At 41.1% G+C, this 25,367-nt stretch carries 24 protein-coding genes and 1 riboswitch; of the genes, 7 read left to right on the top strand and 17 right to left on the bottom strand.

The annotated features are described in order from the left end of the window. Positions 1-4 precede the first annotated feature (4 nt). The 9 genes from mutS to ORH16_RS03835 all read right to left on the bottom strand — a co-directional run bounded on the left by mutS (position 5) and on the right by ORH16_RS03835 (position 7,857). On the bottom strand, positions 5-2,569 hold the full coding sequence (gene mutS, locus ORH16_RS03795) for a DNA mismatch repair protein MutS (RefSeq protein ID WP_265456365.1): 2,565 nt from the start codon (positions 2,567-2,569) through the stop codon (positions 5-7). 25 nt (positions 2,570-2,594) lie between these two features. Then, complete coding sequence (locus ORH16_RS03800) at positions 2,595-2,957, bottom strand: YlbF family regulator (RefSeq protein WP_265456367.1); 363 nt, start codon at positions 2,955-2,957, stop codon at positions 2,595-2,597. A gap of 19 nt (positions 2,958-2,976) precedes the next feature. Then, the gene (locus ORH16_RS03805) at positions 2,977-3,774 is read right to left on the bottom strand and encodes a TIGR00282 family metallophosphoesterase (protein WP_265456368.1); all 798 of its coding nucleotides are present in this window, start codon (positions 3,772-3,774) and stop codon (positions 2,977-2,979) included. A 185-nt stretch (positions 3,775-3,959) separates the two neighbouring features. Continuing rightward, a complete protein-coding gene (locus tag ORH16_RS03810; protein WP_265456370.1) occupies positions 3,960-4,163 on the bottom strand; it encodes a helix-turn-helix domain-containing protein in 204 nt (67 codons plus the stop codon). Positions 4,164-4,173: 10 nt separating this feature from the next. After that, the gene (locus tag ORH16_RS03815; RefSeq protein WP_265456371.1) at positions 4,174-4,644 is read right to left on the bottom strand and encodes a DUF2975 domain-containing protein; all 471 of its coding nucleotides are present in this window, start codon (positions 4,642-4,644) and stop codon (positions 4,174-4,176) included. A gap of 162 nt (positions 4,645-4,806) precedes the next feature. Continuing rightward, positions 4,807-5,583 (bottom strand): Cof-type HAD-IIB family hydrolase, encoded by a 777-nt coding sequence (locus ORH16_RS03820; RefSeq protein WP_265456373.1) that lies wholly within the window; start codon positions 5,581-5,583, stop codon positions 4,807-4,809. A gap of 31 nt (positions 5,584-5,614) precedes the next feature. Then, positions 5,615-6,256 (bottom strand): DNA alkylation repair protein, encoded by a 642-nt coding sequence (locus ORH16_RS03825; RefSeq protein WP_265456375.1) that lies wholly within the window; start codon positions 6,254-6,256, stop codon positions 5,615-5,617. Between the two features lie 82 nt (positions 6,257-6,338). Then, positions 6,339-7,136, bottom strand: a complete 798-nt coding sequence (locus ORH16_RS03830) for a formate/nitrite transporter family protein (RefSeq protein WP_265456376.1) — start codon at positions 7,134-7,136, stop codon at positions 6,339-6,341. Between the two features lie 214 nt (positions 7,137-7,350). Continuing rightward, positions 7,351-7,857, bottom strand: coding sequence for a DNA-3-methyladenine glycosylase I (locus ORH16_RS03835; RefSeq protein ID WP_265456378.1), 507 nt, complete (start codon positions 7,855-7,857; stop codon positions 7,351-7,353). Between the two features lie 517 nt (positions 7,858-8,374). On the opposite strand from ORH16_RS03835, the gene rpsD reads away from it, so the two are divergent. The 4 genes from rpsD (at position 8,375) to ORH16_RS03855 (ending at position 12,453) form a co-directional block, all read left to right on the top strand. After that, complete coding sequence (gene rpsD, locus ORH16_RS03840) at positions 8,375-8,986, top strand: 30S ribosomal protein S4 (RefSeq protein ID WP_265456380.1); 612 nt, start codon at positions 8,375-8,377, stop codon at positions 8,984-8,986. A gap of 233 nt (positions 8,987-9,219) precedes the next feature. Next, entirely contained in the window at positions 9,220-9,693 is a 474-nt protein-coding gene (locus ORH16_RS03845) for a GNAT family N-acetyltransferase (protein ID WP_265456382.1), read from the top strand. A gap of 81 nt (positions 9,694-9,774) precedes the next feature. Beyond that, positions 9,775-10,623 carry an aldo/keto reductase gene (locus ORH16_RS03850; protein WP_265456384.1) on the top strand — a complete coding sequence of 283 codons (849 nt, stop codon included), beginning with the start codon at positions 9,775-9,777 and terminating at the stop codon, positions 10,621-10,623. Positions 10,624-10,932: 309 nt separating this feature from the next. Then, a complete protein-coding gene (locus ORH16_RS03855) occupies positions 10,933-12,453 on the top strand; it encodes an ABC-F family ATP-binding cassette domain-containing protein (protein WP_265456385.1) in 1,521 nt (506 codons plus the stop codon). A gap of 199 nt (positions 12,454-12,652) precedes the next feature. On the opposite strand, the gene ORH16_RS03860 is transcribed toward ORH16_RS03855, so the two are convergent. Both ORH16_RS03860 and ORH16_RS03865 read right to left on the bottom strand, forming a co-directional pair. Beyond that, on the bottom strand, positions 12,653-13,444 hold the full coding sequence (locus ORH16_RS03860) for a serine hydrolase (protein ID WP_265456387.1): 792 nt from the start codon (positions 13,442-13,444) through the stop codon (positions 12,653-12,655). Positions 13,445-13,453: 9 nt separating this feature from the next. Next, positions 13,454-14,509: a P1 family peptidase gene (locus ORH16_RS03865; RefSeq protein WP_265456389.1), complete on the bottom strand. Its 1,056-nt coding sequence runs from the start codon at positions 14,507-14,509 to the stop codon at positions 13,454-13,456. 163 nt (positions 14,510-14,672) lie between these two features. On the opposite strand from ORH16_RS03865, the gene ORH16_RS03870 reads away from it, so the two are divergent. Beyond that, a complete protein-coding gene (locus tag ORH16_RS03870) occupies positions 14,673-15,479 on the top strand; it encodes an endonuclease/exonuclease/phosphatase family protein (protein WP_265456391.1) in 807 nt (268 codons plus the stop codon). Positions 15,480-15,828: 349 nt separating this feature from the next. On the opposite strand, the gene ORH16_RS03875 is transcribed toward ORH16_RS03870, so the two are convergent. From ORH16_RS03875 to ORH16_RS03890, 4 genes are all read right to left on the bottom strand, one after another. Beyond that, positions 15,829-16,506, bottom strand: a complete 678-nt coding sequence (locus tag ORH16_RS03875) for an ABC transporter ATP-binding protein (protein ID WP_265456394.1) — start codon at positions 16,504-16,506, stop codon at positions 15,829-15,831. A 23-nt stretch (positions 16,507-16,529) separates the two neighbouring features. Continuing rightward, positions 16,530-18,059, bottom strand: a complete 1,530-nt coding sequence (locus ORH16_RS03880; RefSeq protein ID WP_265456396.1) for an ABC transporter permease — start codon at positions 18,057-18,059, stop codon at positions 16,530-16,532. Positions 18,060-18,343: 284 nt separating this feature from the next. Next, a complete protein-coding gene (locus ORH16_RS03885; protein WP_265456398.1) occupies positions 18,344-18,850 on the bottom strand; it encodes an acyl-CoA thioesterase in 507 nt (168 codons plus the stop codon). 251 nt (positions 18,851-19,101) lie between these two features. Beyond that, entirely contained in the window at positions 19,102-19,797 is a 696-nt protein-coding gene (locus tag ORH16_RS03890) for a winged helix-turn-helix domain-containing protein (protein ID WP_265456400.1), read from the bottom strand. Positions 19,798-20,050: 253 nt separating this feature from the next. Between ORH16_RS03890 and ORH16_RS03895 the strand changes: the two genes are divergently transcribed. Then, on the top strand, positions 20,051-21,556 hold the full coding sequence (locus tag ORH16_RS03895; protein ID WP_265456402.1) for a helix-turn-helix domain-containing protein: 1,506 nt from the start codon (positions 20,051-20,053) through the stop codon (positions 21,554-21,556). A gap of 349 nt (positions 21,557-21,905) precedes the next feature. Here ORH16_RS03895 and ORH16_RS03900 read toward each other — a convergent pair whose 3' ends face one another. Both ORH16_RS03900 and eno read right to left on the bottom strand, forming a co-directional pair. Continuing rightward, positions 21,906-22,574: a 2,3-bisphosphoglycerate-dependent phosphoglycerate mutase gene (locus tag ORH16_RS03900; RefSeq protein WP_265456403.1), complete on the bottom strand. Its 669-nt coding sequence runs from the start codon at positions 22,572-22,574 to the stop codon at positions 21,906-21,908. A gap of 21 nt (positions 22,575-22,595) precedes the next feature. Next, complete coding sequence (gene eno / locus ORH16_RS03905) at positions 22,596-23,867, bottom strand: phosphopyruvate hydratase (protein WP_265456405.1); 1,272 nt, start codon at positions 23,865-23,867, stop codon at positions 22,596-22,598. Positions 23,868-23,956: 89 nt separating this feature from the next. After that, a riboswitch (Fluoride riboswitch) is annotated at positions 23,957-24,020 on the bottom strand. 341 nt (positions 24,021-24,361) lie between these two features. Between eno and ORH16_RS03910 the strand changes: the two genes are divergently transcribed. Beyond that, on the top strand, positions 24,362-25,345 hold the full coding sequence (locus ORH16_RS03910; RefSeq protein ID WP_265456407.1) for an alpha/beta hydrolase fold domain-containing protein: 984 nt from the start codon (positions 24,362-24,364) through the stop codon (positions 25,343-25,345). Positions 25,346-25,367: the final 22 nt, after the last annotated feature.

Here is a 25,367-nt window from a genome sequence, read left to right on the forward strand (position 1 = left end):
AAATTTAAATTCTTTTTTGCAGCTCAAATAATTTATTGAGGGCTTCCATCGGGGTCATTTCCAACAGATTGATTTTTTTCAGACTATCTAAAACACCTAATTCTTCTGTAGAAACTTCACTGAATAAATCCATCTGAAACGGTCCGTCCTCTGGAGCCTTGACTGGCGCAATCGTCGGCTTTTCCTCTGACTCTAAAGCCGTCAAAATGGTCGCTGCTCTACTTAATAATTCTTGAGGCATCCCGGCAATTTTAGCCACATGAATCCCGTAGCTTTTATCAGCAGGGCCATCCATCATCTTATGCAAGAAGACTACGTCGCCATCTTTTTCTACTGCCCCAACATGGACATTTTTTAGCTGCGGTAATTTTTCATCCAAGGCGGTCAACTCATGATAATGGGTTGAAAATAAAGTTTTCGCCCGCACATTTTTATGAATATATTCGATGATGGCTTGAGCCAACGCCATCCCGTCATAAGTCGCCGTTCCCCGTCCCAACTCGTCAAATAAAATTAAACTATTCGGCGTAGCATGGCGCAACGCTTGATTGGCCTCCATCATTTCCACCATAAAGGTACTCTGGCCGGCGATTAAATCATCGCTGGCACCAATCCGGGTGAAAATCCGGTCGAAAATCGGCAGCTCGGCAGATTCCGCCGGCACAAAGCAACCCATCTGAGCCATAATTACGGTTAAGGCTAATTGTCGCATATAGGTACTTTTACCGGACATATTGGGTCCAGTGATTAATAAAATCATTTCTTCGGGATTCATCAAGACGCTATTGGGAATATATTCTTGATGTCCTAAAACTTTTTCGACCACTGGGTGGCGGCCATCGACAATGGCAACTTTTTGCGACGCACTCTTTAAAGTGGGGCGTACATATTGATAACGCTCTGAGATGGTCGCAAAGCTTTGCAGCACATCTACAGAACTAACAGCTTTGGCTAGCTTTTGTAGGCGCTGAATTTCTTTTTTGACTTCTTCTCTGACGGCGGTAAAAATTTGATATTCTAAATCCGTTGATTTTTCTTCGGCTTCTAAAATGATGGTTTCCAACCGTTTCAATTCCGGCGTGATAAAGCGTTCAGCATTGGCTAAGGTCTGTTTGCGGTCGTATTTGCCCTCTTCTAAATTGGCTAAATTTGACTTGGTAATTTCAATATAATACCCAAAGACTCGATTAAAGCCGATTTTCAAATTTTTAATGCCGGTTTCTTGCCGTTCTTTTGCCTCTAATTCTGCCAGCCAAGTTTTGCCATTGGTCATGGCTTCCCGATATTGATCTAATTGCTCGTTGAAACCATCTTTAATAATATTTCCTTCGGTAATCTGCAGCGGTGCATCTTCATTGATGGCTTGATTAATCAAGTCCACTAAATCATCCATCGGGGTCAATGACACTAACAAATCATTCCATTCCCCTTGGTTGATGCCTTCTAGCAGCAGGCGAACTTTAGGAATCTGTTCCAATGAAGTTTTTAGTTGCAGTAAATCACGACCATTCACGCTGCCAAAGGCGACTCTGCCGGCTAAGCGTTCTAAATCATAAACCTTTGTCAGGGCTTGTTGCAAGTCAGCCCGTTCAAAAAAAGCGCTGATTAACGACTGAACCATTTCTTGTCGACTGAAAATTTGTTTCTCTTGAATTAAGGGCCGATCCAGCCATTGTTTTAAGAGGCGGCCCCCCATTGCCGTTTTCGTTTCATCCAACAGCCAGAGTAAGGTCCCTTGTTTTTTGCCGCTGCGAATGGCTTGGCTTAATTCCAGATTAAATTTGGAATAAAAATCCATTTTTAAATAATGATCCGGCTGATACTCTACTGCCTTTTGTAAATGCCCTAAACTGCGCTTTTGCGTTAAAGACAGATAGGTCAGCAATTTACCCGTCACCTCTTTTTCTAAGGCTTGCGTTAAATCTGCTGTTAAAAAAGATAATTCCGCATTGTCGACAGTTTCTAATTGCTTTGAAAAAATCAAATTCAGGCGATTGGTTAAATCCTGCTCTAATTTTTCCGGAATTTCTGAGCCTAGAACAATTTCTTTGGTTTGCAATGCGCTAGCTTCATTGATAACACTTTCCTCATCTTTTAGAAAAGCGGTTTTTAATTCACCAGTAGTTAAATCTGCATAGGCAAAGCCATAGCCGCTGGCTGCTTCATAAATGACGGCCGTCAAAAAATTATTTTCTTTGGCGTTTAATTCCTTGCTGTCCATGACTGTTCCCGGTGTAATCAGTTGCACGACTTCCCGTTTGACCATGCCTTTAGCTTCTTTAGGGTCCTCCATCTGTTCACAGATGGCAACTTTATACCCTTGAGCCACTAAAGTATCAATATAGCCTTGGGCCGAGTGATAAGGCACACCGCACATGGGGATTGGATCATCAGCATTGCGATTGCGGCTAGTCAAGGTTAATTCCAAAATCTGGGCACCTTTAACGGCATCTTCGTAAAACATTTCGTAAAAATCTCCTAAACGGTAGAACAAAAAAGCATCCTGGTATTGAGCCTTGATGCTTAAGTATTGTTCCATCATCGGAGTATTTTTCGTTTTTTGAGGCATTCAAAAAACTCCTTCATTTCTATTTTTATTCCGCTGACTCCTCAAGAGCATCATTGACGGATTTTTGAATTTTATGGGTTAAGTGCTGCAATAAATCATTAGCCTCCACCAATTGCTCCCGGTAGGCAATCACCAGGGGATGATTGTCAAACTCCGCAGTCAGCTGGTCGGCTAAAGCAACCGCCTGTCTTTTGGCTTCTGGCTTGTCATAATGTTCATATTGAACGGCAGCTTTTTGTGCTTCTTTAATCTCTTCCACCAGCTTGGCTAGCTGCTGGTTATCATTGACCCGTTTTTCAATTTGGCGAAAGCGAATAATAATTTCGTTTTCCTCAATCAGGGCCGTCAACTTATCTAACTCTGCTTGCAGGGCTTTGTCTTCTAACATTTGAACTTCTTTCTCTCCATTATTCTGTAAAAGGATGGTCCTCGGAAATTTGGATAGGGGTAATTTTTTTCGCTTTGCCGGTGTTGTCATCTAAATCAATCACACAGCAGCCCATTATGCTGCGGCCTTCTTCAACCACTTCAAAGCGTTGCGGCAAGGCCGTCAGAAATTTTTCAATAATTGGTTCTTTTTTCATGCCTAAAATGGCATCATAAGGACCAGTCATGCCGACATCACTCAAGAAGGCTGTGCCCTGTGGTAAAATGCGGGCATCATTGGTTTGCACATGGGTGTGGGTTCCAACTAACGCAGAAATTTTGCCATCTAAAAACCAACCCATCGCTTGTTTTTCACTAGTCGTTTCTCCGTGGAAATCAAGAAAAATCAAGGAGGTCCTTTTGCGGGCTTCTGCGACTAATTCCTGAGCCTTTTTAAACGGGTCATCTAAATCCACCATAAAAGAACGGGCCTGCAAATTCATAACAGCTAATTCCACACCGTTGACATTGACAAACACCATGCCCATACCGGGCACCGCTTCAGGAAAATTGGCTGGCCGCACCATCTTTTTAGCACTATCAATGAATTCAAAAATATTTTTATTGTCCCAAGTGTGATTACCCAACGTCACCACATCGACGCCGTCTTGCAAAAATTTTTTATAAATTTTTTCCGTAATGCCCCGACCTGACGCCGCATTCTCTCCGTTGGCAATCGTTACCTGTGGATGATATTTCTGTTTCAACTTGGGTAGATAGGTGGTTAGCGTCTGGCGACCAAGTGCGCCGACGACATCACCAATAAATAATATTCGCAAAATGCTTCCCCTTCTCCTTCAAACGAAACGCTTCAGAAAATACAACGAAACCATCCTCATTTGATGATTGAAAAAAGAACCGCTATCCCTTTTTCACCTTTTCCTATTATAGTAGTTTTTGCGGATAAAAGAAAGATTTTGGTAAAATCTACATCTGTGATAAAAACTCACAAACACCACAAGAGTCACTTTTCGTATTCCAACAAATCCCCCGGCTGACACTCTAAAACTTCACATAATTTTTCTAAGGTGCTGAAACGAATCGCCTTAGCTTTGCCATTCTTCAAAATAGAAAGATTGGCCATTGTAATTCCCACTGCTTCTGATAATTCTGTGACACTCATTTTTCTTTTCGCCAACATTACATCGAGGTTTACTTGAATTGCCATTTTTGCCACCTCATATCGTAAAGTCTTGCTCTGTCTTCAAGCTCAAAGCCTTTAAAAATAATTCTTCAGCAATGGCGGAAAACAGATAAATCACAAAGGGAATCGCTACTATCCCTATGCCGATCAATACAAGGCCTGGTGCATCTTCACTTTGCGCTGCTTGATAGAAAAAAGGCAGGCTACCTAAAAACAGGCAGCTGACAGTCAAAATCCCCCGTCGAATTTTTTTAACCAATGGAATAATTTTTTCTGTAAACACTGCATCAGTTTGAATCAGCTGCAGAATTTGATGCAGCTTGATTAGCACATAGACGCCTGCAAAAAAACTGAGATACACGCTAATCAGCAGTGAGCCGGTTGAAACAGGCGCTTGAATTGCGCCGCCAGTAAATACTTGCACAGACAACAGCCCACAAAAAAGTGCTGCCACAACTCCCACTACAACCAATGCTAAATTTAAAACTAGATATTTGAATTTCATTTACTCACCTCAATTAATTTGTAAAGGCAGTTTATCATGTTTTTCAATATTTATTTATCGTTTTTCGATATGTTTAAACTTTTTTAAACAAAAAATGCCACTTGAGCCAAACATTTCTCAAGTAGCATTTTTATTTTATTGAAAGTTTCTAGCGGTGATATATTATAGTAATGCTAAAGTTTTCAACGCTTTAGCAATGCCGTCGTCATCATTTGTTGCCGTCACCAAGTCGGCTACCACCTGTACATCTTCATCGGCATTTCCCATCGCCACGCCAACGCCAGCGGCCTTTAACATTTCTTTGTCGTTATTGCCGTCACCAAAGGCAATCACATCAGCCGGAGCAATTCCTAAACGCTCCGCCATGTAAGCAATGGTTTGCGCCTTCGAGCCAGTGTTCGGCACGATATCGACACTATAAGGGTGCCAACGGACAAAGCGAAATTCTGGAAATAGTTCGTCAAATTCGCCGTCCCGAGCTGTTTCATAAAAAGCCAAGGCTTGATAGATTTCGCCATTTTTTAAATAATCCGGCGCAAGTTCCGGTGTCGTTGAGCCAAAGGAATTCATCGCAGCTTCCATCTCAGTAGGATTGAAAATTTGGTAGCTACGGCTTTCGTCCAAGCCGACAAAGGAAGTGCCGATTTCTTTTTCCGACATAAATTGAACTAAACGCTCCAACGCCTCTTGATCCAGTAGATGTTTGTAAATCTGTTGATGATCTAAAAAAGCGCCAGCGCCATTGCAGATAATATAATTCGTGAAGCCTAAATCACGAATCACATTTTGGGCCAAATAGCGGCTGCGGCCGGTGGCAACCAAAACCAAGTGGCCTTGGCGGTGCAGTTCAGCTAAGGCTTCTCTGGTGCTGTCGAGGGGTTGTTTTTGGCTGTTAAGCAAGGTGCCGTCGATATCAAATGCAAAAAGTTTTCGTGTCACGGAAGTATGTTCTCCTTTTATGTCTCAAATTTTATTTTAAGTATTTGCTGCCTTCACGGACAGCCAAGGGACTCAATTGCTGTTCGTTCAAAAAATTGTGGACCCACTGGGGATTGGTCTTACTGAGATCTCGCAAAGACCAGCCAATCGCTTTTTGGATAAAAAATTCATCGGTTGCTTGATCTGCCAGTATCGCCTGCGTTAATAATGTTAAGTTTGTTTGTTCTTTATATAGTAGCTGCAGGTTAATCCCCACTCGACGATACCAGAAATTTTCATGTTTGTAAAACCAGTTAAAAATCAACTCTAGCTCAGCAAGATTGCCTTTGCCCCAATCTCCATAGACTTTACGCCATGCATCGATGCTGTCCCACCAAGTTTTTTCAGCTAATAAAGGCAGCAGCGTTTTTAAATCAGCAACTGTCAGCCGCTTCAGATTCGCTAAAGCTAAATCAATGGCGTAATACTGATACTCCCGTTCCTCTTGTCGATATGTTTCAGCAATCAGTATCAGCAATTCTTGATTGGTCAATTGTTTACTGGCCTTTAGAAAAGGCCCCTCAAGTTTTTTTCGTTTCGGCGCAGCAACACCGGCAAAGGGAAATAAATTTTTCATATACTTAGCCATCGGCAGGGCTTGTGCCTCGTCCTTTTCAAAAACAAGTTTTTCCAATATAATTGCCTCCTTAAGATGTCAAAAAGTCAACAGAGTGAACGAAAAAAAGACTTGGGGCAAGCTCCAAGTCTTAACTAAATTAATCTAAATAATTGGTTTTTGATTTATTCAACCAGGCAAAGCCTAATCCCATCACCAATCCGCCACCGATATAATTACCGATTAAAGCGAAAATCAGGTTGTGGAGCACATTGACCACTGAAAGGTTTTCTAAAACGCCACCGGAAGTGAAGATAGCCAAGCTAAAGGCCGGGAAATTAGCGATAACGTGCTCATAGCCTAAATAAGCAAAGATGAAGATAATAAAGATGATGGCGCCTAATTTACCGGCGTCGTCCTTCATCCGCATACTAATTAACACAGCTGTGTTCACGACGATATTCGCAAAAATTCCTTCTACAATAATTTGAATCGTTTCTTTACCTAATTTAGACGAAATTGAATGGAAGAAATAGCTGTCGCTGGCTAAGTGTTGAAAAGGGCCTGTTTGCGCCACTAAAAAGCCGACGATTACACCGCCAATCAGATTAAAGAAAATACAAGTAAAAAGAATTTTCAATGCCAAAGAAGCAGAAATCTTTTTGCGAAAGACTCCAACTGTCATATACAACATGTTAGAGGTGCCCAACTCAGCATTCATATATAAAATCATCACCAACGACCAGCTGAACATAAAGGCATACAGCATTTTGCCAAGTCCAGGGGCGATGGCTTCACCGTTCATTGCAATGTAAAACGCCACAGCAGTTCCTAAACCTAAAAAGAGACAGGCAAAGACTGCACGCAAGCAATAACGGGCAAAATCATTTTGAAATAAATCAACTTTTTTTTCGATGGAAGAATCAATCTTCTCAAAGAGGGGCGATACGGGGTTCATATTTTTTCTCCTTATACAGCTGGTCTTCAAACGCTGCTGAAATCCGCTGCTTTTTATGGGTTATCCAAGAGTGACGCTGCAAAAATTCAATTTGAGCTTAAAAACATCCTTTCACATTTTAATCGGTGACCGCTCGTTTGTAAAGGGTTAATGAAAGGTTTTGAAAATTTCACTCAGTTCTTCTAATAAAATCATCAGATTTCAGTCAGCTTTTTCACCCGCTAACCTCATCTTGAATAAAGCCCCCCGCCTTTAAAAACATGCAGGTTAAAATCGGTCCGACAAATTGAAAGCCCCGTCGCTTCATATCTTTGGCAATTTTCGTTGCCAAAGGATGAGTATTGGGAATTTTATCAATTGCCCGATAGTTTTCAATCACTGGCTCGCCACCAGTAAAATGCCAGAGATAGTCTTGAAAGCTGTCAAATTCAGGCCGCAGCGCCAAAATAGCCCGTGCGTTAGCAATCACGGCACGAATTTTGCGGGGATTATGAATCATTTCTGGATCACCCATGATTTTTTCAATATCCTCCGGAAAAAAGCCAGCGACTTTTTGAATATCCAGCTGGGCAAAATTTCGCAAAAAAGCCTCCCGCTTTCCCGCCGCTGCCTGCCAAGAAAGGCCAGCTTGAAAGACGCCGACTGTCAGCAATAAAAAAAGTTCCTCATCATCTTTAGCCGGTTGACCGAAGCGTTTTGAATACCATGCATATTTTTCCATCACATTTCTCCTTAAAAAACTGTACCATTATTCTAATTCATTTTATAATGAAAGAAAATCTTTTCCACGAAAGGAAAGTCAAAGCATGGCCCCCAAAAAAAGTCGTTCCCTTCAATCAAAAGAAGGTTACCTCTTTAGATAAGGTGCTGAATCTGACTAAAGAAGATCTCAAAGACGGTGCTGATACCTTTCTCTTGGCACCTTATACGATGACTAATTATTAAAATAGTTGATGAGTTTACGGCTTCTGCATTAATTGGGATGATTATATATAAAACAGCCAGCATTTGCTGAATTTTTGATTGACTTTAGCGTTGAAATTAAGCTATACTAGATTTTGTGTAAAATAAGCAGCAGAGAATTAGTACCTCGTCCCCAGTTTGTTGCCCCGACGAAAGTCCATGGGTTCAATTGTGTAACCGCGGCTGCAAAAGGCGAAGATTGAAGAACAAACTGCACGAATGCGAAGTCCTCAGATTATTTTACTCCAACACTAAATTTTTGGAGGAATTTATTAATGTCTCGTTATACTGGACCATCTTGGAAATTATCTCGCCGTTTAGGCATCTCTTTATCAGGTTCTGGTAAAGAATTAGCACGTCGCCCGTATGCACCAGGTCAACACGGACCAAACAGCCGTGGCAAAAAATCTGAATACGGCATGCAATTAACTGAAAAACAAAAACTACGTCATATGTATGGCATGAACGAACGCCAATTCCGTACGTTGTTTATCAAAGCTAGCAAAATCAAAGAAGGTAAACATGGGGTTAACTTCATGATCTTACTTGAACAACGTTTAGACAATGTTGTTTTCCGTCTTGGTTTAGCAACTACTCGTCGTCAAGCACGTCAATTAGTCAACCATGGCCACGTTTTAGTTGATGGTAAACGCGTTGATATCCCTTCATACCACGTTGAAGTAGGTCAAGTGATTTCAATCCGTGAAAAATCTCAAAAATTAACAGTTATCGCTGAAGCTGTTGAAGCGACTTTAGGCCGCCCAGCTTTCGTAACTTTTGATGCCGATACTTTAACTGGTTCATTCATGCGTTTACCAGAACGTGACGAATTAACTCCTGAAGTTGACGAATCTCTAGTCGTTGAATACTACAACCAAAAATTATAATTTCTGGTTCTATTCAATTCAAGCACAATCATTTCGATGGTTGTGCTTTTTTATTTAACTCGGCTCTCAAATAAGACTCCAATAGAATCCTGCTGCAACTAATCTGATTAAAGCTAGTTTCGTGAATACAATCTGGCACACCTCACAGCTAGCTTCAGCAGCTTTTAAACTTGAATCTTATGAGAGCTAACTCCCATAATTTAAGAAAAAAAATACACCTAAAGGAGCTTTCCATGAAATTAATCGCTTATACGCCAGCTTTAGTGCCGACAGAAAAAATTGCCGACTATCACCTGCCCCCTGAACAATTAATTTTTTCAGGTCTACCTTTAGATGCTATTGAAAAAGCGACTGCTGACGATAGCCGTCTGCCTGTTTTTTTAGAAGATCAAGGAAATTTTCCGACGTTTATGATTTTGCATAGCTGGCCTGGCCCGCAAATTTACACCGATAATCAGCAAGCTGTTTTATTGCGAAGCTATTCCACTGACAGCCGTTTTCAAGGACAAGGTTATGCAGATGCTAGCCTAAAACTTTTACCTGCCTTCACCAGAGAACATTTTCCTACAGCTGAAGAACTAATCTTGGGAGTTAATTCTAAAAACGGCAAGGCTATTAAGCTTTATCAAAAACATGGCTTCACTGAAACCCTCCCACCGTTAACCACTGAATACGGTCAGCTTTTATTAATGACATTGCCTTTATAATTTTCAGGCTAAGACAAGTTGCTGTCAAAGCCGGCTCACCCTTTGATACACTAAAAACAGCAACCATAAGGAGGAAAGAGAATGCAAAATTTGATACTTAATCAGCGAACTTTGCCAGCAATTGGCATGGGAACGTGGCACATGGGAGACGATTTCAAGAGGCGGCAAACTGAACTAACCGCTTTGCGTAGTGGTTTAGACAGTGGCGCTGCGGTAATTGACACAGCTGAAATGTACGGAGAAGGAAACTCAGAACGTTTAGTCGGTGAAGCCCTGCAAAATTTCCCTCGAGAAAAAGTCTACCTAATCTCAAAAGTTTATCCTTGGAACGCCTCATTGACGGAGTTGCCAAAAAGCTTGGACCAGAGCTTAGAGCGCCTAGAGACAGATTATCTAGATTTATATCTGCTCCATTGGCGGGGTACGATTCCTTTAGCAGAAACAGTTGCCGCTATGGAAGCAGCTAAGCAAGCCGGAAAAATTAAGGCTTGGGGTGTTTCCAATTTCGACACAGACGATATGGAGGAATTATGGCAGGTGCCCGGTGGTCAAAATTGTGCGGCTAATCAAGTTTTGTACAACCTAGGCGAGCGAGGAATTGAGTTTGATTTATTACCATGGTTGCGAAAGCAAAACGTGCCTTTAATTGCCTATTCACCGGTTGCTCAAGGAGATTCTTTAGGCAACCAGTTTACTCAACAGCCACAATTGCAAAAAATTGCGGAGCAGCACCAAGCCTCAATCTTTCAAATTCTATTAGCATGGGTGATTCGCGATGGTACTACCTTAGCGATTCCCCAATCCAGCAATGAAATGCATGTCAAAGCCAATCTAGCGGCAGGCGCCGTCAAGTTAGCGGCGGCAGAACTCGCTATCTTGGATGAACTCTTTCCGAAACCGACCCAAAAACAACCTTTAGCTATGCTCTAAAGAAAAATTTTCAAATTTTCATAACTTTTTTTCATTTACTTTGACCATTTATTTTCTCCGTGTTATAATTTCTCAGAGAAATGAGGAATAACTATGAAACACTATTACTTTAAATTCGTGAGAAAAACAGCTCTTAACAACTGAAAGATGAAGCATTGTTAAGAGCGAAAAGTCCTTCTTCATCGAAGCCTGGTTAGAGGTTTATTTGTTTTGCCAGCCTTTCGATGACGAAATATATACTTTAAAAGCTGTAGACAATGACTGTCTGCAGCTTTTTTGCGAGAAAAAAATGAAAGCAGGAAATAAAAAATGTTAAAACTAGTGGATATTACCCAACAATTTGGAGATAAAGTCTTATATGAAAAAATAAACGGGCAGATTAATCGCGGAGAACACGTCGGTCTGGTGGGCCGTAACGGTGTAGGTAAGAGTACCCTGATTAAAATTATCACCGGCGAGCAATTGCCGGATGACGGGCAGGTTGTCCTCCAAAGGAAAGCCCGCCTTGGCTATTTGGACCAATATGTTGAAGTTGATGAGCAGCTGACAATCAAAGAATTTTTACAGCTGGCTTATGCCGAGGATTTTAAAAAAGAAGCTAAGATTGCTGAACTTTACGCTACTTATGCAGAAAGCCTTGAGGATGATTTGCTCAATCAAGCCGGCAAGCTGCAAAACGAATTGGATCAAGGAGAATTTTATCAGATGGATCTCTTGATCGATGAGTTGGCCAATGGCTTGGGCTTGCAGGTATTGGGCATGGATACCCAATTAAAAAATCTCAGTGGCGGTCAGCGTTCTAAATTAATTTTGGCAAAAATGCTTTTAGAAAAACCAGAGATTTTGATTTTAGATGAGCCCACTAACCACTTGGACGATGACCATGTGGCTTGGCTGACAGAATTTTTGAAAAATTTTGACGGCACCTTTCTCGTGGTTTCCCATGATCGACATTTTCTCAATGAAATCACCACGCATATTTTTGATATTGAGTTTGGCAAGCTCTCCAAATATACCGGCAATCTTGAACAAGCGCTAAAACAAAAGGAATTGCAGCAACAAACGTATTTACGGCAATACGAAGCCCAACAGGATCATATCAAAAAAACAGAGGCTTATATCCGTAAGTATAAAGCCGGCTCCCGCTCCACGATGGCCAAGAGTCGCGAAAAACAATTGGCCAAAATCGAGCGCTTAACACCACCGAGTGATTCGCCGAAACCTCATATCGAGTTTCCTTATCAGCCGATTGTCACAACTTTGGCTTTAGAAACCGACAAGCTGGAAATCGGCTATCAAAAGCCGCTATTGCCACCGATTAATTTAACGATTCGCTATGGGGAAAAAATTGCTTTAAGGGGTTTTAATGGTATTGGTAAATCAACGCTGATTAAAACCTTACTGGGTCAAATTAAACCCTTAAAAGGGGAATTTCAATTTCCTCAACATACGGAAATTGATTATTTCGCTCAAGATTTAGCGTGGGAAAATCCATTGGAGACTCCGCTGCAATATCTCAGCAACATTTATCCAAAAGCGACCACCAAAGACTTGCGACGGCAGTTATCCCGGGCTGGGCTAGCCAACGAGTTAGCGATGCAGGGCTTAAAATTTCTCAGCGGCGGCGAGCAGACAAAAGTTAAAATCGCTGAAATGACGATGATTAAAAGTAATTTCTTAATGCTAGATGAGCCCACCAATCACATCGACCAAGAAACTAAGGTCAATCTGATGGAGGCATTGGAAAAATATGCCGGCACGCTGATTGTCGTCTCCCATGAAAGTCAATTTTATGAAGACTTCGTTGACCGAATTATTGATTTAGGCTAATAGTGGTCTCTTAGATTGTGTCATAAACAGTTCACATTTTTCCGCTAAGATATACTTATCCCAAAAACATGAGCAGCTTGACGCTTCCCAAAATGCAGTATCGTCAAGCTGCTGGTCAGTGAAGCCTAATTGTTCCCTGACTTCCATTCACTCCTTGGCCCATCAGTCCCCGCTGATGGGCTTTTTCTCGCAGTAAAAGCTATTTGGATTTATCAGCAAAATAGTTTTTAAAGACCAGCTCTCCTAGCTGCCGCAAAAACATAATTCCTTGACCCCGTCCCGTTAAATCACGGGTAAAGGCTGCGATAAACACTGGCTGCCCTTGATAGTCAAAGCAGGCGGCGTCATGTTCGATTCTATCTAAACGACCGGTTTTATTGTAAATATTGAGGCCAACAATTTCCTGCTCGTCCAATAATCCCGGCAGCCCTTCTCGAAATTGCTGCTTTAAGAAAGGCTGGAGGTCGCCTGCTTGCTGCGCTTGATTATCAGAGAATTGATAAATTCGCCGTAGCATTTGGCCAGCTGCCGTTGCCGTCATGCGATTTTCTTTTCTGGGAAGTGGTCGCATCAAAAAACGCTGCAATTGGATGCCGGAAAATGCTTGCAGCCAAGTTTGCATTGACTCTAGTCCGGCGATTTCCAATAAAAGATTCGTGGCCGTATTATCCGAAACGGCAATCATGGCTGTCATTAATTCCTGTAGCTGCCAATGTTTTTTAGTTGGCAGCAGTTGCAGATAGCCGGCACCGCCAACAATTTTTTCTGCCTCAACTAAAATTTCTTTTTCGGAACTCAACTCATCGTCTCGAAAAGCTTCCAGATAACGCAAATAAATAGGTAGCTTAATCATGCTGGCGGCTGAAAAAAATTTTTCTCCTTGGAAATCATAGATTGTACCAGAAGTATCCCCCAACCAAAGGCCAATTTCCAGCTCGGCTTGATATGTTGCAATTAAGTTTGCAATTGCTGTCTGCAACGCTTTTTCCATTGTCATCACCTATTTCAATTTATTTAATTTATTTAACAGTGCAAATCTAGCTGCTGAAAAATTAGCTTTCTGCAGCTCTTCAATCGCTTCTATTAGATTCCAAACAGGTACCCCTTGGCGATCCACCATCGTTTCTCCGTGAATTAACGAACGTAGCACGGCTTCCTCCACCACATCAGCAACTGCTGCGAACACGCTATCCAGATAATTTTCATTAAAGGCACTTCTTGTTATCAGCGCAGCTTTTTCAAAATGCTGCAGCCGATGAGCTGTCGAAAAGCTGCAGACCACTTCACCACTGCCGTTTCCGATAAACGAACCACTGCGGGTAATACCAACTGAGGCTCGTTTACTAATCCTTTTCAGCTGGCGACTGCTTAACGGTAGGTCAGTTGCTAAAATTACAATCACACTGCCCTTTTCTGCCTGCTGTTGTGCTTCAAAAAAAGCTGCCAACTCTTGACCAATTGGATAATGTTCCACCACTAAATTTTTCATCTGACCAAAATTAGTTAAAACAAGACAGCCAAGGATGAACTCCTGCCCATCAATCACTAACGCTTGGGACGCAGAACCAATGCCCCCTTTCAAGCCATAGCAGGTCATCCCGGTGCCTGCTCCTTTAGCACCTAAAGAAAAATCACTGCTCGCCTTTGATAAGGCTTTTGTGACATCCTCTTCTTCAATCGCCAAGCCCCGCAAATTATTGAGGACACTGTCATTACATTCAAAAACCAACGGATTAAAACTGCCGGTGCTCTCGCCAATCTCTGGATTTTCTGCTAAAGCTCGACGAATCAAGGCATTCATACTAGTACCGACGCCAAAAGTATTTGTTAAAATAATCGGCGATTCCAAGACGCCCATTTCCGCCACCTGCAACAATCCCGCACTTTTACCAAAGCCATTGATCACATGAACCGTCGCCGGTAATTTTTCTAAAAAAAGATTGTCCGTATGGGGCAAAATTGCTGTGACACCCGTTTTGAATTGTGAATTCAAAATCGTTTGATGGCCCACTTTCACCCCCGGCACATCAGTAATTAAATTGTTTAATGGCTTCATATGATTTCCTTCTTTACAAAAAAATTTTAGGCGCAGACTAGCTTAGAATATGATTTTCAAAAAAAAATCAGCTCTCACGAATGCAAAGTCGCTGCAAATTTCAAAATTCTTTTCTTCTGACATTTGGTATAATTAGTGTAACCCATTATTTCGGAGGAAATCAATGAAATTACTGACATTAAACACCCACAGCTGGTTGGAGGAAAATCAGCAGGAAAAGTTGACCTATTTAGCGGAGAAAATCGCTACTGAAGCCTATGACCTGATTGCTTTACAGGAAGTCAATCAGCTGTGGACAAATGACAATCAGACTACAGAGTTGAAGGCCGATAATTTTGGCGGGCTTTTAGTTAAAGCCCTGGCTGAAAAAGAGCTTTTCTATGAGTATCACTGGGTGCCAGTGCATTTAGGTTTTAATAAATATGATGAAGGGCTCGCCATTCTTTCCCGCCAGCCGGTGAATCAAACTAAAGAAATTTTAATTTCCAACGACTATGCCTTTGCTGACCATCGCCGCCGCAAAGCCCTCGGCGTTGAGTTAATAATCAACGGGCGCTCCCATTGGTTTTTTTCGCTGCATTTTTCCTGGTGGCAACAAAATCCCGATGAAGGCTTTCAAAAGGAATGGCGGACTTTATCAGCTCAGCTGCAGGACTTAAAGCACCAACAAACTGGCGAAGCCCTCATCTTTTTACTTGGGGATTTTAACAATCCCGCCCAAGAAAAGGAACAAGGCTATCAATTAATCCATGCAGATGGCTGGCAGGATACTTTTCTCTTAGCTGAAAAAACTTCCGGCAGTGCCACAGTCGAAGCTGAAATCACCGGCTGGGAAAACAATCAGCAGGGAATTCGCATCGATTACATTTTTGTCTCTGAAAAAATTCCTGTCCACTCTTCACAGGTCTGCTTTGATGGGCAGAATGCTCCCGTTGTCTCTGATCATTACGGGGTAGAGATTGCTTTTTAACACAGTTTGTCTGTAACCAATCTAAAAAAAACGCCTCAATCCTTTAAGGATGGGGCGTTTTTTTTACAGTCTCTATTTTGTTTTACAAGAGCCTATGATATTAATCTTTTTAACAGAAGAAATCCCGAACTATATTATAGTTGCTCCTGCGGTCCAATAGGTTCTCATCGCAAAGTAACAATATCTAGTGGTTTCCACTAGATATCCTTCGTAAAAGTTCGGCTTTGTTCTAACTAATGTCACAGCCTCTAATCTTAGTATGTTTCTATAAGCTAGTAAATTATTTAGCATGAAACAACACTGCTGACAAAATGCTAAAACTCTTATTTACTGATTACTTCCAATCAAGTTAAGCCGGTTCCAATTCTAAAAATTTCTCGGTAAATACTTTTTGTTTTAATTCGTATACTTGATCGCAGGCTTTGGCTACTTCAATCTCATGGGTTACGATGATGATACATTTCCGCTCTTCATGAGCAATCTGTTTAAAGAGTTGGACAATGCCTCGAGAGGTTTCTTCATCTAAATTGCCGGTGGGTTCGTCGGCAACGATCAAATTATGATCACAGCAGATAGCACGGATAATGGCCACCCGTTGCTGCTGGCCGCCGGAAAGTAACGGCACTTTTTTCTTGGCTAATTCTTCATCAATGCCAACTCTAGCCAAGCTATCCAGTGCATATTGCTTTTTGTTTTCTCTTTTAGAGCCAGAGATTTCCATTGCGGTTAAGACATTGTCTAAAGCTGACAAGTACGGCAACAAATTATACGCCTGAAAAACAATTGAGACATCTTTTTTACGATAATTTCGCAAACCGATTTTTTGAATCGGTTCTTCATTGTACAAAATCGAACCGGTCTTAGGTGTATCTAATCCAGAGATTAAAGAAAGGAATGTCGTTTTGCCAGAGCCGCTTGTGCCTAAAATGGCGTAGACCTGCCCGTCGTTGAATTCGAGGTCCACCTCTTTAAATAAATAATCTGCTTCATTTTGGTACCAAAAGCCTAAATCTTTGGTTTTTAACATGGTACGCCCTCCTTTTCGCTACCTTAACTAATCAGTATTTTTTTCGGATTCAATCGCAAAATGCCAATCGATGACAGCATAATCGATAAGAAACTAATCGCTAAACCAAGTCCAGCCAAAGCTGCAATTGTTGTTGGCTCGACTGTAACATTTAGTTCTGAAATAGCTTCTGAACCAGAGATGGCGCTAGAAATATCGCCAAAGGCCCCGCTCGGACCACCGCCGCCCATCTCACCGCCAGGGCCATTTTGATTATTGCTGACTTGTTCAGTTGTCGTTTCAGATTGTTGCGACAACAATTGGTTGCCGACGACATTGCCGACAATATTGCCACTAAAAGTAGCAATCACTAACGCTACCACCATCGCAATAAAAATTTCACTGAAAAATTGTAAAATCATTTTGAAGCGAGATTCTCCCATTGATAAGAGGACGCCAATTTCATAACGGCGTTCGCGAATTGTCAGCATGACAATCAATGTCAAAATAATAATTCCAGCCACCGCCACTAAGATGACAATATTTTTAGCAAAGCTCGCCACATTGTTTAATGGTTCCAGCATTTGTTGATACAATTGATCATTGGTCGTCAAAGCATAAGAATCTGTATCAATCAGTGCTTCTGCTTCACTGACAAATGCATCCATTCCTGCCGGATCAGCCAAAGTATACACCGCTTCATCCACTGTCGCTGAATCCGCGTCACCATTTAAAGCATTAGCAAATGTATAATAGCTGTAAATTGTATTCACGGGATTCAGCATGCTGATTTGCGCTGAAATCCCAGAAGCTGTCGCTGAGGTTTCATAAATTCCTTTGACCGTGACTGTATAGCTAGTATCTTCATCACTATTTTGCAAAGTAAAAGTATCGCCAACTGCTAATCCATTGGCTTCGGCTAGCGTTGTTTCAATCACGACATTATTCGTGTCGGCATCGGCAGCGGTGATTCCTTCACCGTCAATAATTTCGGCTATCCCATCACTAAAATCGCTAGCAAGGGCTGTTTCAGAAACCCCCGACACTTGGAAGTCACCGGACATGCCGCCGCCTTGACCACCTGCCATCATGCCGCCACCCATACCACCGCCCATCTCGCCAGCTTCTGCGGTATCTGTTTCTGTTGAGCTCTCTGTACTGCTGGAATCAGAGCTGGTAATAGCGGAGACATCATCGCCGGCCATCGCCGTTGAAGAAGACTCTAATGAATAGGACGCCACATTGTCTAATTCAGCAATCGCTTCAGCATCACTAACATTAACTGGCGTTGCTGTAAACCCGCCAGGGTCAATTTGTCCTGCTGTTTCACTGTCACTACTGTCTGTGGCATCTTCACTAGGGGCACCACCGCCAAATTGAGCTTCTCGGCTAGCCGCAAGTGTCACCGTGGCACCGGTATCATTCTGGGCATTAGTAATTGCCTGATTAGCCGCACTTTGAATCGTCAGACCAGCTAAGACGAATACTAAAATTGCCGAAAAAACAGCGCACAGCAAAATCGTGTGCCCCTTTTTAGACCAGCTGCTGGCCAGAGCACGTTTTAAAAAATTCATTTCAAACCTCCTAAATATGATTGTGACTTAAGAGTAGAGAGCACAGCTTAAAGGAAACTTAAAAAAAATCGAAGAACTTATGACTTTTTTTAGGAATTTTTTTAAGACTAAATAATATGAATTCAGCACAAAAAAACAGAGCTGCCCTGCAAGAGAGAACTGAATCGACGGCAATCAATTCTCTCTATTAAGACAGCTCCGTTATAAAAATTTGAGCTCAGACCAGTTTATTTTCCAGGAAAACTAAAAAGCTATGTTCCACAAACTGATTTTTTTCTTGCTGGTTAATCTTTTGAAATCAGACCATCCAGTTGCATGTGTTTTGCTAGTTCTAAATTACCAGCCAAATCGGCTTTTCTTTTCTGGCGACGGGCATCATAGCCGCCGCAGATAAATATTTCCTCCTGCGTTTCCGGTTGGATTTGTGGCAGCACAATCTCCTTGTCCAAAACGACAAATGTCATAAAGCAAGTATTCGCTAAATAGCGCTCACCAGTCAGCAAATTTTCACCGATGGCTTTGCAAAAGACTTCTAATGACCGTTTGCCGGCACCAGAAACATAGCTTTCGATGCAGACCATTTCACTATGGGCTAAAGAATGTAAAAAATCTAAATGGTCTAACGAAGCCGTTACCAACGGTCTTCGCGCCAGACGAACTGCTGAAATCCCCCCAGATTCATCGAGCCAAGACATTAATTGTCCACCAAATAAGGTTTTATGCTCGTTTAAGTAAGGATATGTAATCAAATGGGCCTGTGTTGCTTTCGTTTGCTGACATGTAAGAATCATAACTAAAACTCCTTTTTTATTGTGGCTGACATTACGATAATTATCCCATAGCTTTTAAGTAGCGCCAAATAAAAGCCGGAAATTTTAGCTTTTTATAATGAAACTAAGAGTCTCTAGCATTTCGACTTTAAGCTATTGCCTCCAATAAAAAGAGAGTCAACCTGAATACACCATCATGCATTCAAACCAGCTCCATCGATTTGGGCTTAACTAAATTTATTGAGTTAAAGAGTAAGAAATTAAAGTCCTCATTAATTAGGCAAATCCTCTTCATCATAAAAATCCTGTGACAGAGCATAGCCTTCCCGCCAATGACTGCGTAATGACTCGCCATCCAAGTGATGATTCGTCATCTTTTTACGGATGCGAAAAAGTAGTTGAGATAATTGGGCTAAGCTTGAATTTGATGCTTCCTTTTGCCAAAGCTTTTCGCTCAATTCCGCTCGTTTAATATATTGACCGTTTGCTGCATACAAGATATCAAATAAGTTTTTTTCATTTACAGATAGGCTGTGAATGAAATTTAAAAAATTCGAATCCAAGTAATTGGTACTTGGAGCAGGTTCTTCCTGATACTCCACAGGCATACTTTCAAAAACATAGGACAGCTTTTCCCGCAAATCATTTAAACTGGTATCATTTCTCAAATAAAAAGGCGTGTTGTGTGACAAGCCTTCGTCACCACTGCTTTCCTTTGTGCTGTCCATCCTAAACATTCTCACGGGTTCGTTGGCCAACTGCTCAACGACTCGTTCAATCTCATAGTCGCTAACCGTCTCGCTAAATATAATCGTCTTAAAGATTTGAAAAAGAACCTTTCCCTCACCAGCCATCAACATCTCCAATAAATGACTGGAAACAAATACTTCATAGCCAAGAAGCTGTAATTTTTTCTGCAGCTCATCTTCCGCCATTATAGTTTTTGTCAAAATACATATTTTTTCCATTTTAATTCCTCGCTTTACTAAATCAATCCACACAAATACCTTTCATTTTATAAGTACGCCTTCTTTATAAATATATTTATTATTTTATTAATTTTTCTTATCTAGTTTAACGTAATTTTAACAGTAATATTCATCAGATTTTGTAAAGCAGATTGCCTTTTTTCGTTTTTTTAGTTAAAATAGGTGGAAAAAGTTAATTCTATTAATTTGTTATTTATACAAAGTCATAGAGAGGAGCTGAGAATAGGAAAAGATGGAAATAGAAACTATTTTAGGTTCAAATGAACAGGATATCTTAAAGTTAGTAAAATATTTGAAACTAAAAGGAGGGCAGGCAACTAAGCGGGATATTTGCGCTGATTTGTCAATTTCTCTGAAAAGTTTGCGTTCTCAAATTCAACTCATCCAAAATAATTATGCCGATTTCATCGACTGTATCAATCTCCCCAGAGAAATTCACATTAGTTACCGAAGTGACAGCTCCTTTTTAGTCTTCCAAAACTATCTTTATCGACAATCCACTGCTCATGCCATCATTTTGAGTCTTTTAATGGAAAAGGACTTAACCTATACAAAATTGCAGAAGCAACTGTTTTTAAGCACTGCGACTATTAATCGAAGCATTAGAAAAATCAAAGAAATCCTGCAACAAAACGGATTGGATTTAAAAATGTTGACCATTCAAGGGCCAGAGGAAAAAGTTCGGTTTTTCTTTCAAGTCTATCTTGAAAAAACCTATAGTCTGACTGAGAATCCTTTTCCGATGAATTCTCAGGTGGACCGCTATCTTAGCTTAATCGTTCGTTTTATCAAAAAAAATGATTCTTTAGGTATCTCCACCTTCAACCGTCACCGGCTGCAACGAATTTTGTACATTGCCTACTATCGCTCATTAAAACCAAACCAGATACAAGAATATTACAAGCAAGTGGTGCAGCTACCTGACATTAGCGAATTTTCTTTTTTTGAGGAGATTGCCAAAGAAAAGGCCAGTTTACCTAGCTCATTGCTGACATCTAGTGAACAAGAACTGCTGCTGCATTTTCTCTTTGACCTGCCTTTAGTGATGTATGATGGGCAATTATACGACAAATTCTTTTCGCTGCAAAAAAAATATCATTCTGTTTCCTATGATTTATTTAAGCTTTCAAGAGACATGCTATTTCCTGCTTTTCAATTTGTTGATACCCCAGAAAACATTAAGCGACTGGAATATCTCCTGTTTAGTATTAACGTTAACGCTCTATTTTTTTCCACCCACAAACATATCTCGGAAATCATCGGCAACCTCGTCAATGACAGCAATCATAACGTCAATGATCCTTCTATTGAGTATGTGATTGATATTGTCGAACAATTAAATGCCTTTTTAATAGCACAAGGACTGCAAGCTGTAACCACAAATTATTTAGTAGATCATTATGGTTTTTTAATCATTGAAAGTTCGTTGCATTCTGTCAAGCGGGTCAAAATCGGTCTTTTTTTGGCTAATGATCCATTCCAAACTAGAATTTCTTTTGACTATTTAAAAAATAGTCTGCAGTTTCATCCCAGCTTTTCTTTTTACAATCTCTTAGACGAGGACCAAGAGTGTGATTATCTGATTACCAATGATTTATACTTTGCTAAGACCAACAAGCATAAATACAAAGACATTTTGGTGATTGCATTGGAAAAAATCACCTTAGATACCCAAAAAATCAGTTATTGGCTCTTTGATAAACTGATGAATGATTTGAATCAAGTTTATCAGGTGTGAGAGTCGTTTCTTAGCAGTTCCACTTCCCAGAGCCTGTGGCATTAGTTTTGTGAACAGATGAAATCCGGAATGATATTGTATTGGTGGCTGTGTCCAGTAGCTACTCATCACAAATTCTCAACATTTGGTCGTGCTTGCCAGATAGTATTCGGAAAAATCAGTTCTGTTTTAACTAATGTCACAGGCTCATAAAATTTCTAAGTTTACAGTTGTTTAGAGATGGTCTGTAATTTTACTAGCATTCCTATGGAGTCATTGAAACAATCATATCTTGCTTGCTTTTCTAACTATTTCAAAAAAATCGCGAATCAGGATTTTCAGCAACATTAGTAGACCGCATCAATTCAGGTCAAACCTCACGGCGATTTTTCACCTTCAGCCCCTCCCCAAACTCATACCAAATCGCATCGCCAGTTGCCACACTAATCTTTTCAATCGCTTCATCTGAAATACTTTCGATATATTTCATCAAGGCTCGCATCGTATTGCCGTGAGTGACAATCAGGACATTTTTGTCAGCTAAAAGCAGCGGTGCAATCTGGTCTTGCCATAGAGGCAGCACACGAACAAGCGTGTCTTCCAGACTTTCCGTCAGCGGAATGATTTCTGCTCCTACGCTTTGATAACGCCGGTCGCTTATTTTAGTTGTAGCAGTTGGCGGTGCTATCTTGAAACTGCGGCGGCGTTTTTCTAATTCTTCTACACCATAGATGGCTGCCAACTCAGCTTTGTTTCGCCCCTGCCAAGCTCCGTAATGGCGCTCATTTAAGCGCCAACTTTTTGTAACTGGAATCGCTAGCTGATGCACGTCTTCTAAAACAATAGTTGTCGAAAGAATTCCACGGCTTAAAACAGAGGTAAAGGCCGCATCAAAATGAATATTCTCCTGTTGAAGTAGCTGGCCGACACGATGAGCCTGCTTGACGCCAACTTTTGTCAGCGGAAAATCAAGCCAGCCGGTAAAAATATTTTGATAATTGGCTTCACTTTGGCCATGTCTCATTAGAATTAAGGTCACGGGAATTCCTCCAGAATCTCTTTATTTTTTAGGGAAATGGGCTAAGCCGACAGTTTCACCTAGTTCTTCTTCAATGCGTAAAAATTGATTGTATTTTTCCACCCGTTCGCTGCGGGCCATCGAACCGGTTTTGATTTGACCGGCATTTAAAGCGACTGCAAAATCGGCGATAAAGGTATCGCCAGTTTCACCGGAACGATGAGAAATCATCGTATTATAGCCGTTGGCCCGGGCAATTTTGATGGCTTCAATTGATTCGGAAACGGTGCCGATTTGATTTAATTTAATCAAAATCGCATTGGCGACACCCTTGGTGATGCCTTCTTTAAAAATTTTCGGATTGGTGACAAAAATATCATCCCCTACCAATTGGATTTCTTGGCCCATCACATCCGTTTGCCGTTTAAAGCCCTCCCAATCATGTTCAGAAAAGCCATCTTCAATTGAAATTAAAGCTGGATATTTTTTTACTAATTCTTGGTAGTAGGCTAACATTTCAGCTGAGGTTAATTCTTTGCCTTCAAAATGATAGCTGTGGGTTTCATCTGAATAAAATTCGCTAGAGGCTGGGTCAATGGCGATAGCAATTTCGGCTCCTGGCGTATAGCCCGCTTCAGTGATAGCTTGATACAGCATTTCTATTGCTGCTTCTGTGTTTGCTAATTTTGGTGCGAAGCCGCCTTCGTCTCCTACTGCAGTTTCATAACCGGCTTTGGCTAAAACAGCTTTTAGTGTGTGATAGATATTAGCTACTTTTTCGACGCCATCGCGAAAGCTAGTCCGTTTGATTGGAGTAATTAAAAATTCCTGCACATCAATTCCAGAATCTGCGTGGGCTCCACCGTTGATGACATTGAAAAAAGGTTGTGGTAATTCTAAATCAACACCACCTAAATAACGATATAAAGGAATTTTTTTGCTGGCAGCAGCGGCTCGGGCTACCGCCATTGAAACACCTAAAATGGCATTGGCACCAAGCCGACTCTTATTTGGCGTCCCATCCAAATCAATCATAATTTTATCCAAGCCCGCTTGATCAAAGGGCGACTTGCCAATCAGAGACGCTTTGATTTCCGTGTTAACATTTTCAACAGCTTTTAAAACGCCTTTACCTTGCAAACGAGTCCCGCCGTCTCTCAATTCTACCGCTTCTCGATCACCAGTGGAAGCCCCAGAAGGTACCTCTGCCCGCCCCAGTGTTCCGTCAGACAAGATGACATCCGCTTCCACTGTTGGATTCCCCCTCGAATCAAAAATCTCTCTAGCCTTAATGTTTTCAATTGTTACTGTCATGATTGTTTCCTCCTTAAGATAAAAAATGCAAAACAAAAACGCCTGTCTATAATTACTTTATTAAATGCTTACACACTCAAATAAACTAACTATAGACAGGCGTCATCAGCCATTTGCATGGCAGTTATAGGGAACGCCATCCCTGATTGACTGCATTATAATCCTTTAATTATTTTTTAGCAATTAACTTGTATTGTTTATGTTTCCTTATTATTTCCCTTTAGTTTTTGAATTACGACGTAACTGTGTATCAAAATAAAAAAAACAACTACTGCTATTATATTTCTTTTCAACCGCAGTATTTAATCGGTTATAACCTTAGAGTTTTTCTATCTGGCACCATTCCATTTGTCTCTAATCATTAGAAAATATCAACCTCTGAAGGCCGATGTTTGGGCCTTAGCTTTTTTCTTGTTATAATCAGATGAATAGATTACAGGCGACTATCGAAGTCGCCTAATCAATGCTGAAACTAATTAACGAGGAGAATTCCCATGAAAAAGAAACTCATCACTAGTTTATCTGTCATCGGCGGAGTATCGGCCGGTCTTTATGCCTATAGCCATTTGATTGAAAAGCGCTCCCTAGCAAGCTTTTCTTTAGAGAAAAGCCTGGGTCTGCTTAATTTCCCAAGAAAACGCAAAAATCAAGCCAGCTTCATGACTCATCTGCTAGATCACGCAGCTAAAGTCAATCAGCTGCCAGTTAAAAATCCGAAAAAGTATCTATCTGGTCCTGTTACAGAATTTTATTTTGAGGGGATGCAGGTTTTTTCTTGGAATGATTTAGCCGACCCTCGGCAAAAGGTCATTTTCTATTTGCACGGCGGAGCTTATGTTGCCCAGCCTTCCGCTTTTCATTTTAAGGCGGTGGACCGCATCGCCAAAGAAACCGGTGCACGCGTTATTTTCCCAATTTATCCCAAGCTGCCGGCTGCTGATTTTCAGGTGGCTTATCTAAAAATTGAAGCCTTGTATCAAGAGGTTTTACTGTCAGTTTTTTCAGCTCAGCAAATCACACTGATGGGGGATTCGGCTGGCGGTGGTCTAGCTTTAGGCTTAGCGCTTTTACTAAAGCAAAACGAACTGCCGCAACCAAAGGATATTATTTTGCTCTCCCCTTGGCTTGATATTGATACCAGTAACCCGGTGACGCAAAAGTTTGCGGCGACTGACCCGCTGCTTTCAGTTGAGCAACTGAGTATTTTAGGAAAACTTTGGGGGAGTGGGCAATTAAAGAATCCATTAGTCAGCCCTTTATATGGTGACTTCACAGGCTTAGGACATATTTCCCTTTTCATCGGCACCCATGAATTATTTTATCCGTCGGCGCTGGTCTTGCGGCAAAAGCTGCAGGAGCTAGAGCTACCCCATCATTTTGTGATTGGCGAAAAAATGAATCATGTCTATCCGATTTTGCCAATTCCAGAAGCTAAAAAAGCCCAGCAAAAAATTGCTGAGCTAATCTTGGCCAATTAAGTCACACTTGATTGTCGTAGGA

Origin of the sequence: Enterococcus sp. HY326 (genome assembly GCF_026157065.1) — a bacterium.
Lineage (GTDB): Bacteria > Bacillota > Bacilli > Lactobacillales > Enterococcaceae > HY326.

What these genes read in the sequence shown, in the direction of transcription:
- mutS (WP_265456365.1), bottom strand. Translation starts at nt 2,569, where the DNA reads ATGCCTCAAAAAACGAAAAATACTCCGATGATGGAACAATACTTAAGC.
- ORH16_RS03800 (WP_265456367.1), bottom strand. Translation starts at nt 2,957, where the DNA reads ATGTTAGAAGACAAAGCCCTGCAAGCAGAGTTAGATAAGTTGACGGCC.
- ORH16_RS03810 (WP_265456370.1), bottom strand. Translation starts at nt 4,163, where the DNA reads ATGGCAATTCAAGTAAACCTCGATGTAATGTTGGCGAAAAGAAAAATG.
- ORH16_RS03815 (WP_265456371.1), bottom strand. Translation starts at nt 4,644, where the DNA reads ATGAAATTCAAATATCTAGTTTTAAATTTAGCATTGGTTGTAGTGGGA.
- ORH16_RS03830 (WP_265456376.1), bottom strand. Translation starts at nt 7,136, where the DNA reads ATGAACCCCGTATCGCCCCTCTTTGAGAAGATTGATTCTTCCATCGAA.
- ORH16_RS03835 (WP_265456378.1), bottom strand. Translation starts at nt 7,857, where the DNA reads ATGGAAAAATATGCATGGTATTCAAAACGCTTCGGTCAACCGGCTAAA.
- rpsD (WP_265456380.1), top strand. Translation starts at nt 8,375, where the DNA reads ATGTCTCGTTATACTGGACCATCTTGGAAATTATCTCGCCGTTTAGGC.
- ORH16_RS03845 (WP_265456382.1), top strand. Translation starts at nt 9,220, where the DNA reads ATGAAATTAATCGCTTATACGCCAGCTTTAGTGCCGACAGAAAAAATT.
- ORH16_RS03850 (WP_265456384.1), top strand. Translation starts at nt 9,775, where the DNA reads ATGCAAAATTTGATACTTAATCAGCGAACTTTGCCAGCAATTGGCATG.
- ORH16_RS03855 (WP_265456385.1), top strand. Translation starts at nt 10,933, where the DNA reads ATGTTAAAACTAGTGGATATTACCCAACAATTTGGAGATAAAGTCTTA.
- ORH16_RS03860 (WP_265456387.1), bottom strand. Translation starts at nt 13,444, where the DNA reads ATGGAAAAAGCGTTGCAGACAGCAATTGCAAACTTAATTGCAACATAT.
- ORH16_RS03865 (WP_265456389.1), bottom strand. Translation starts at nt 14,509, where the DNA reads ATGAAGCCATTAAACAATTTAATTACTGATGTGCCGGGGGTGAAAGTG.
- ORH16_RS03870 (WP_265456391.1), top strand. Translation starts at nt 14,673, where the DNA reads ATGAAATTACTGACATTAAACACCCACAGCTGGTTGGAGGAAAATCAG.
- ORH16_RS03875 (WP_265456394.1), bottom strand. Translation starts at nt 16,506, where the DNA reads ATGTTAAAAACCAAAGATTTAGGCTTTTGGTACCAAAATGAAGCAGAT.
- ORH16_RS03880 (WP_265456396.1), bottom strand. Translation starts at nt 18,059, where the DNA reads ATGAATTTTTTAAAACGTGCTCTGGCCAGCAGCTGGTCTAAAAAGGGG.
- ORH16_RS03885 (WP_265456398.1), bottom strand. Translation starts at nt 18,850, where the DNA reads ATGATTCTTACATGTCAGCAAACGAAAGCAACACAGGCCCATTTGATT.
- ORH16_RS03890 (WP_265456400.1), bottom strand. Translation starts at nt 19,797, where the DNA reads ATGGAAAAAATATGTATTTTGACAAAAACTATAATGGCGGAAGATGAG.
- ORH16_RS03895 (WP_265456402.1), top strand. Translation starts at nt 20,051, where the DNA reads ATGGAAATAGAAACTATTTTAGGTTCAAATGAACAGGATATCTTAAAG.
- eno (WP_265456405.1), bottom strand. Translation starts at nt 23,867, where the DNA reads ATGACAGTAACAATTGAAAACATTAAGGCTAGAGAGATTTTTGATTCG.
- ORH16_RS03910 (WP_265456407.1), top strand. Translation starts at nt 24,362, where the DNA reads ATGAAAAAGAAACTCATCACTAGTTTATCTGTCATCGGCGGAGTATCG.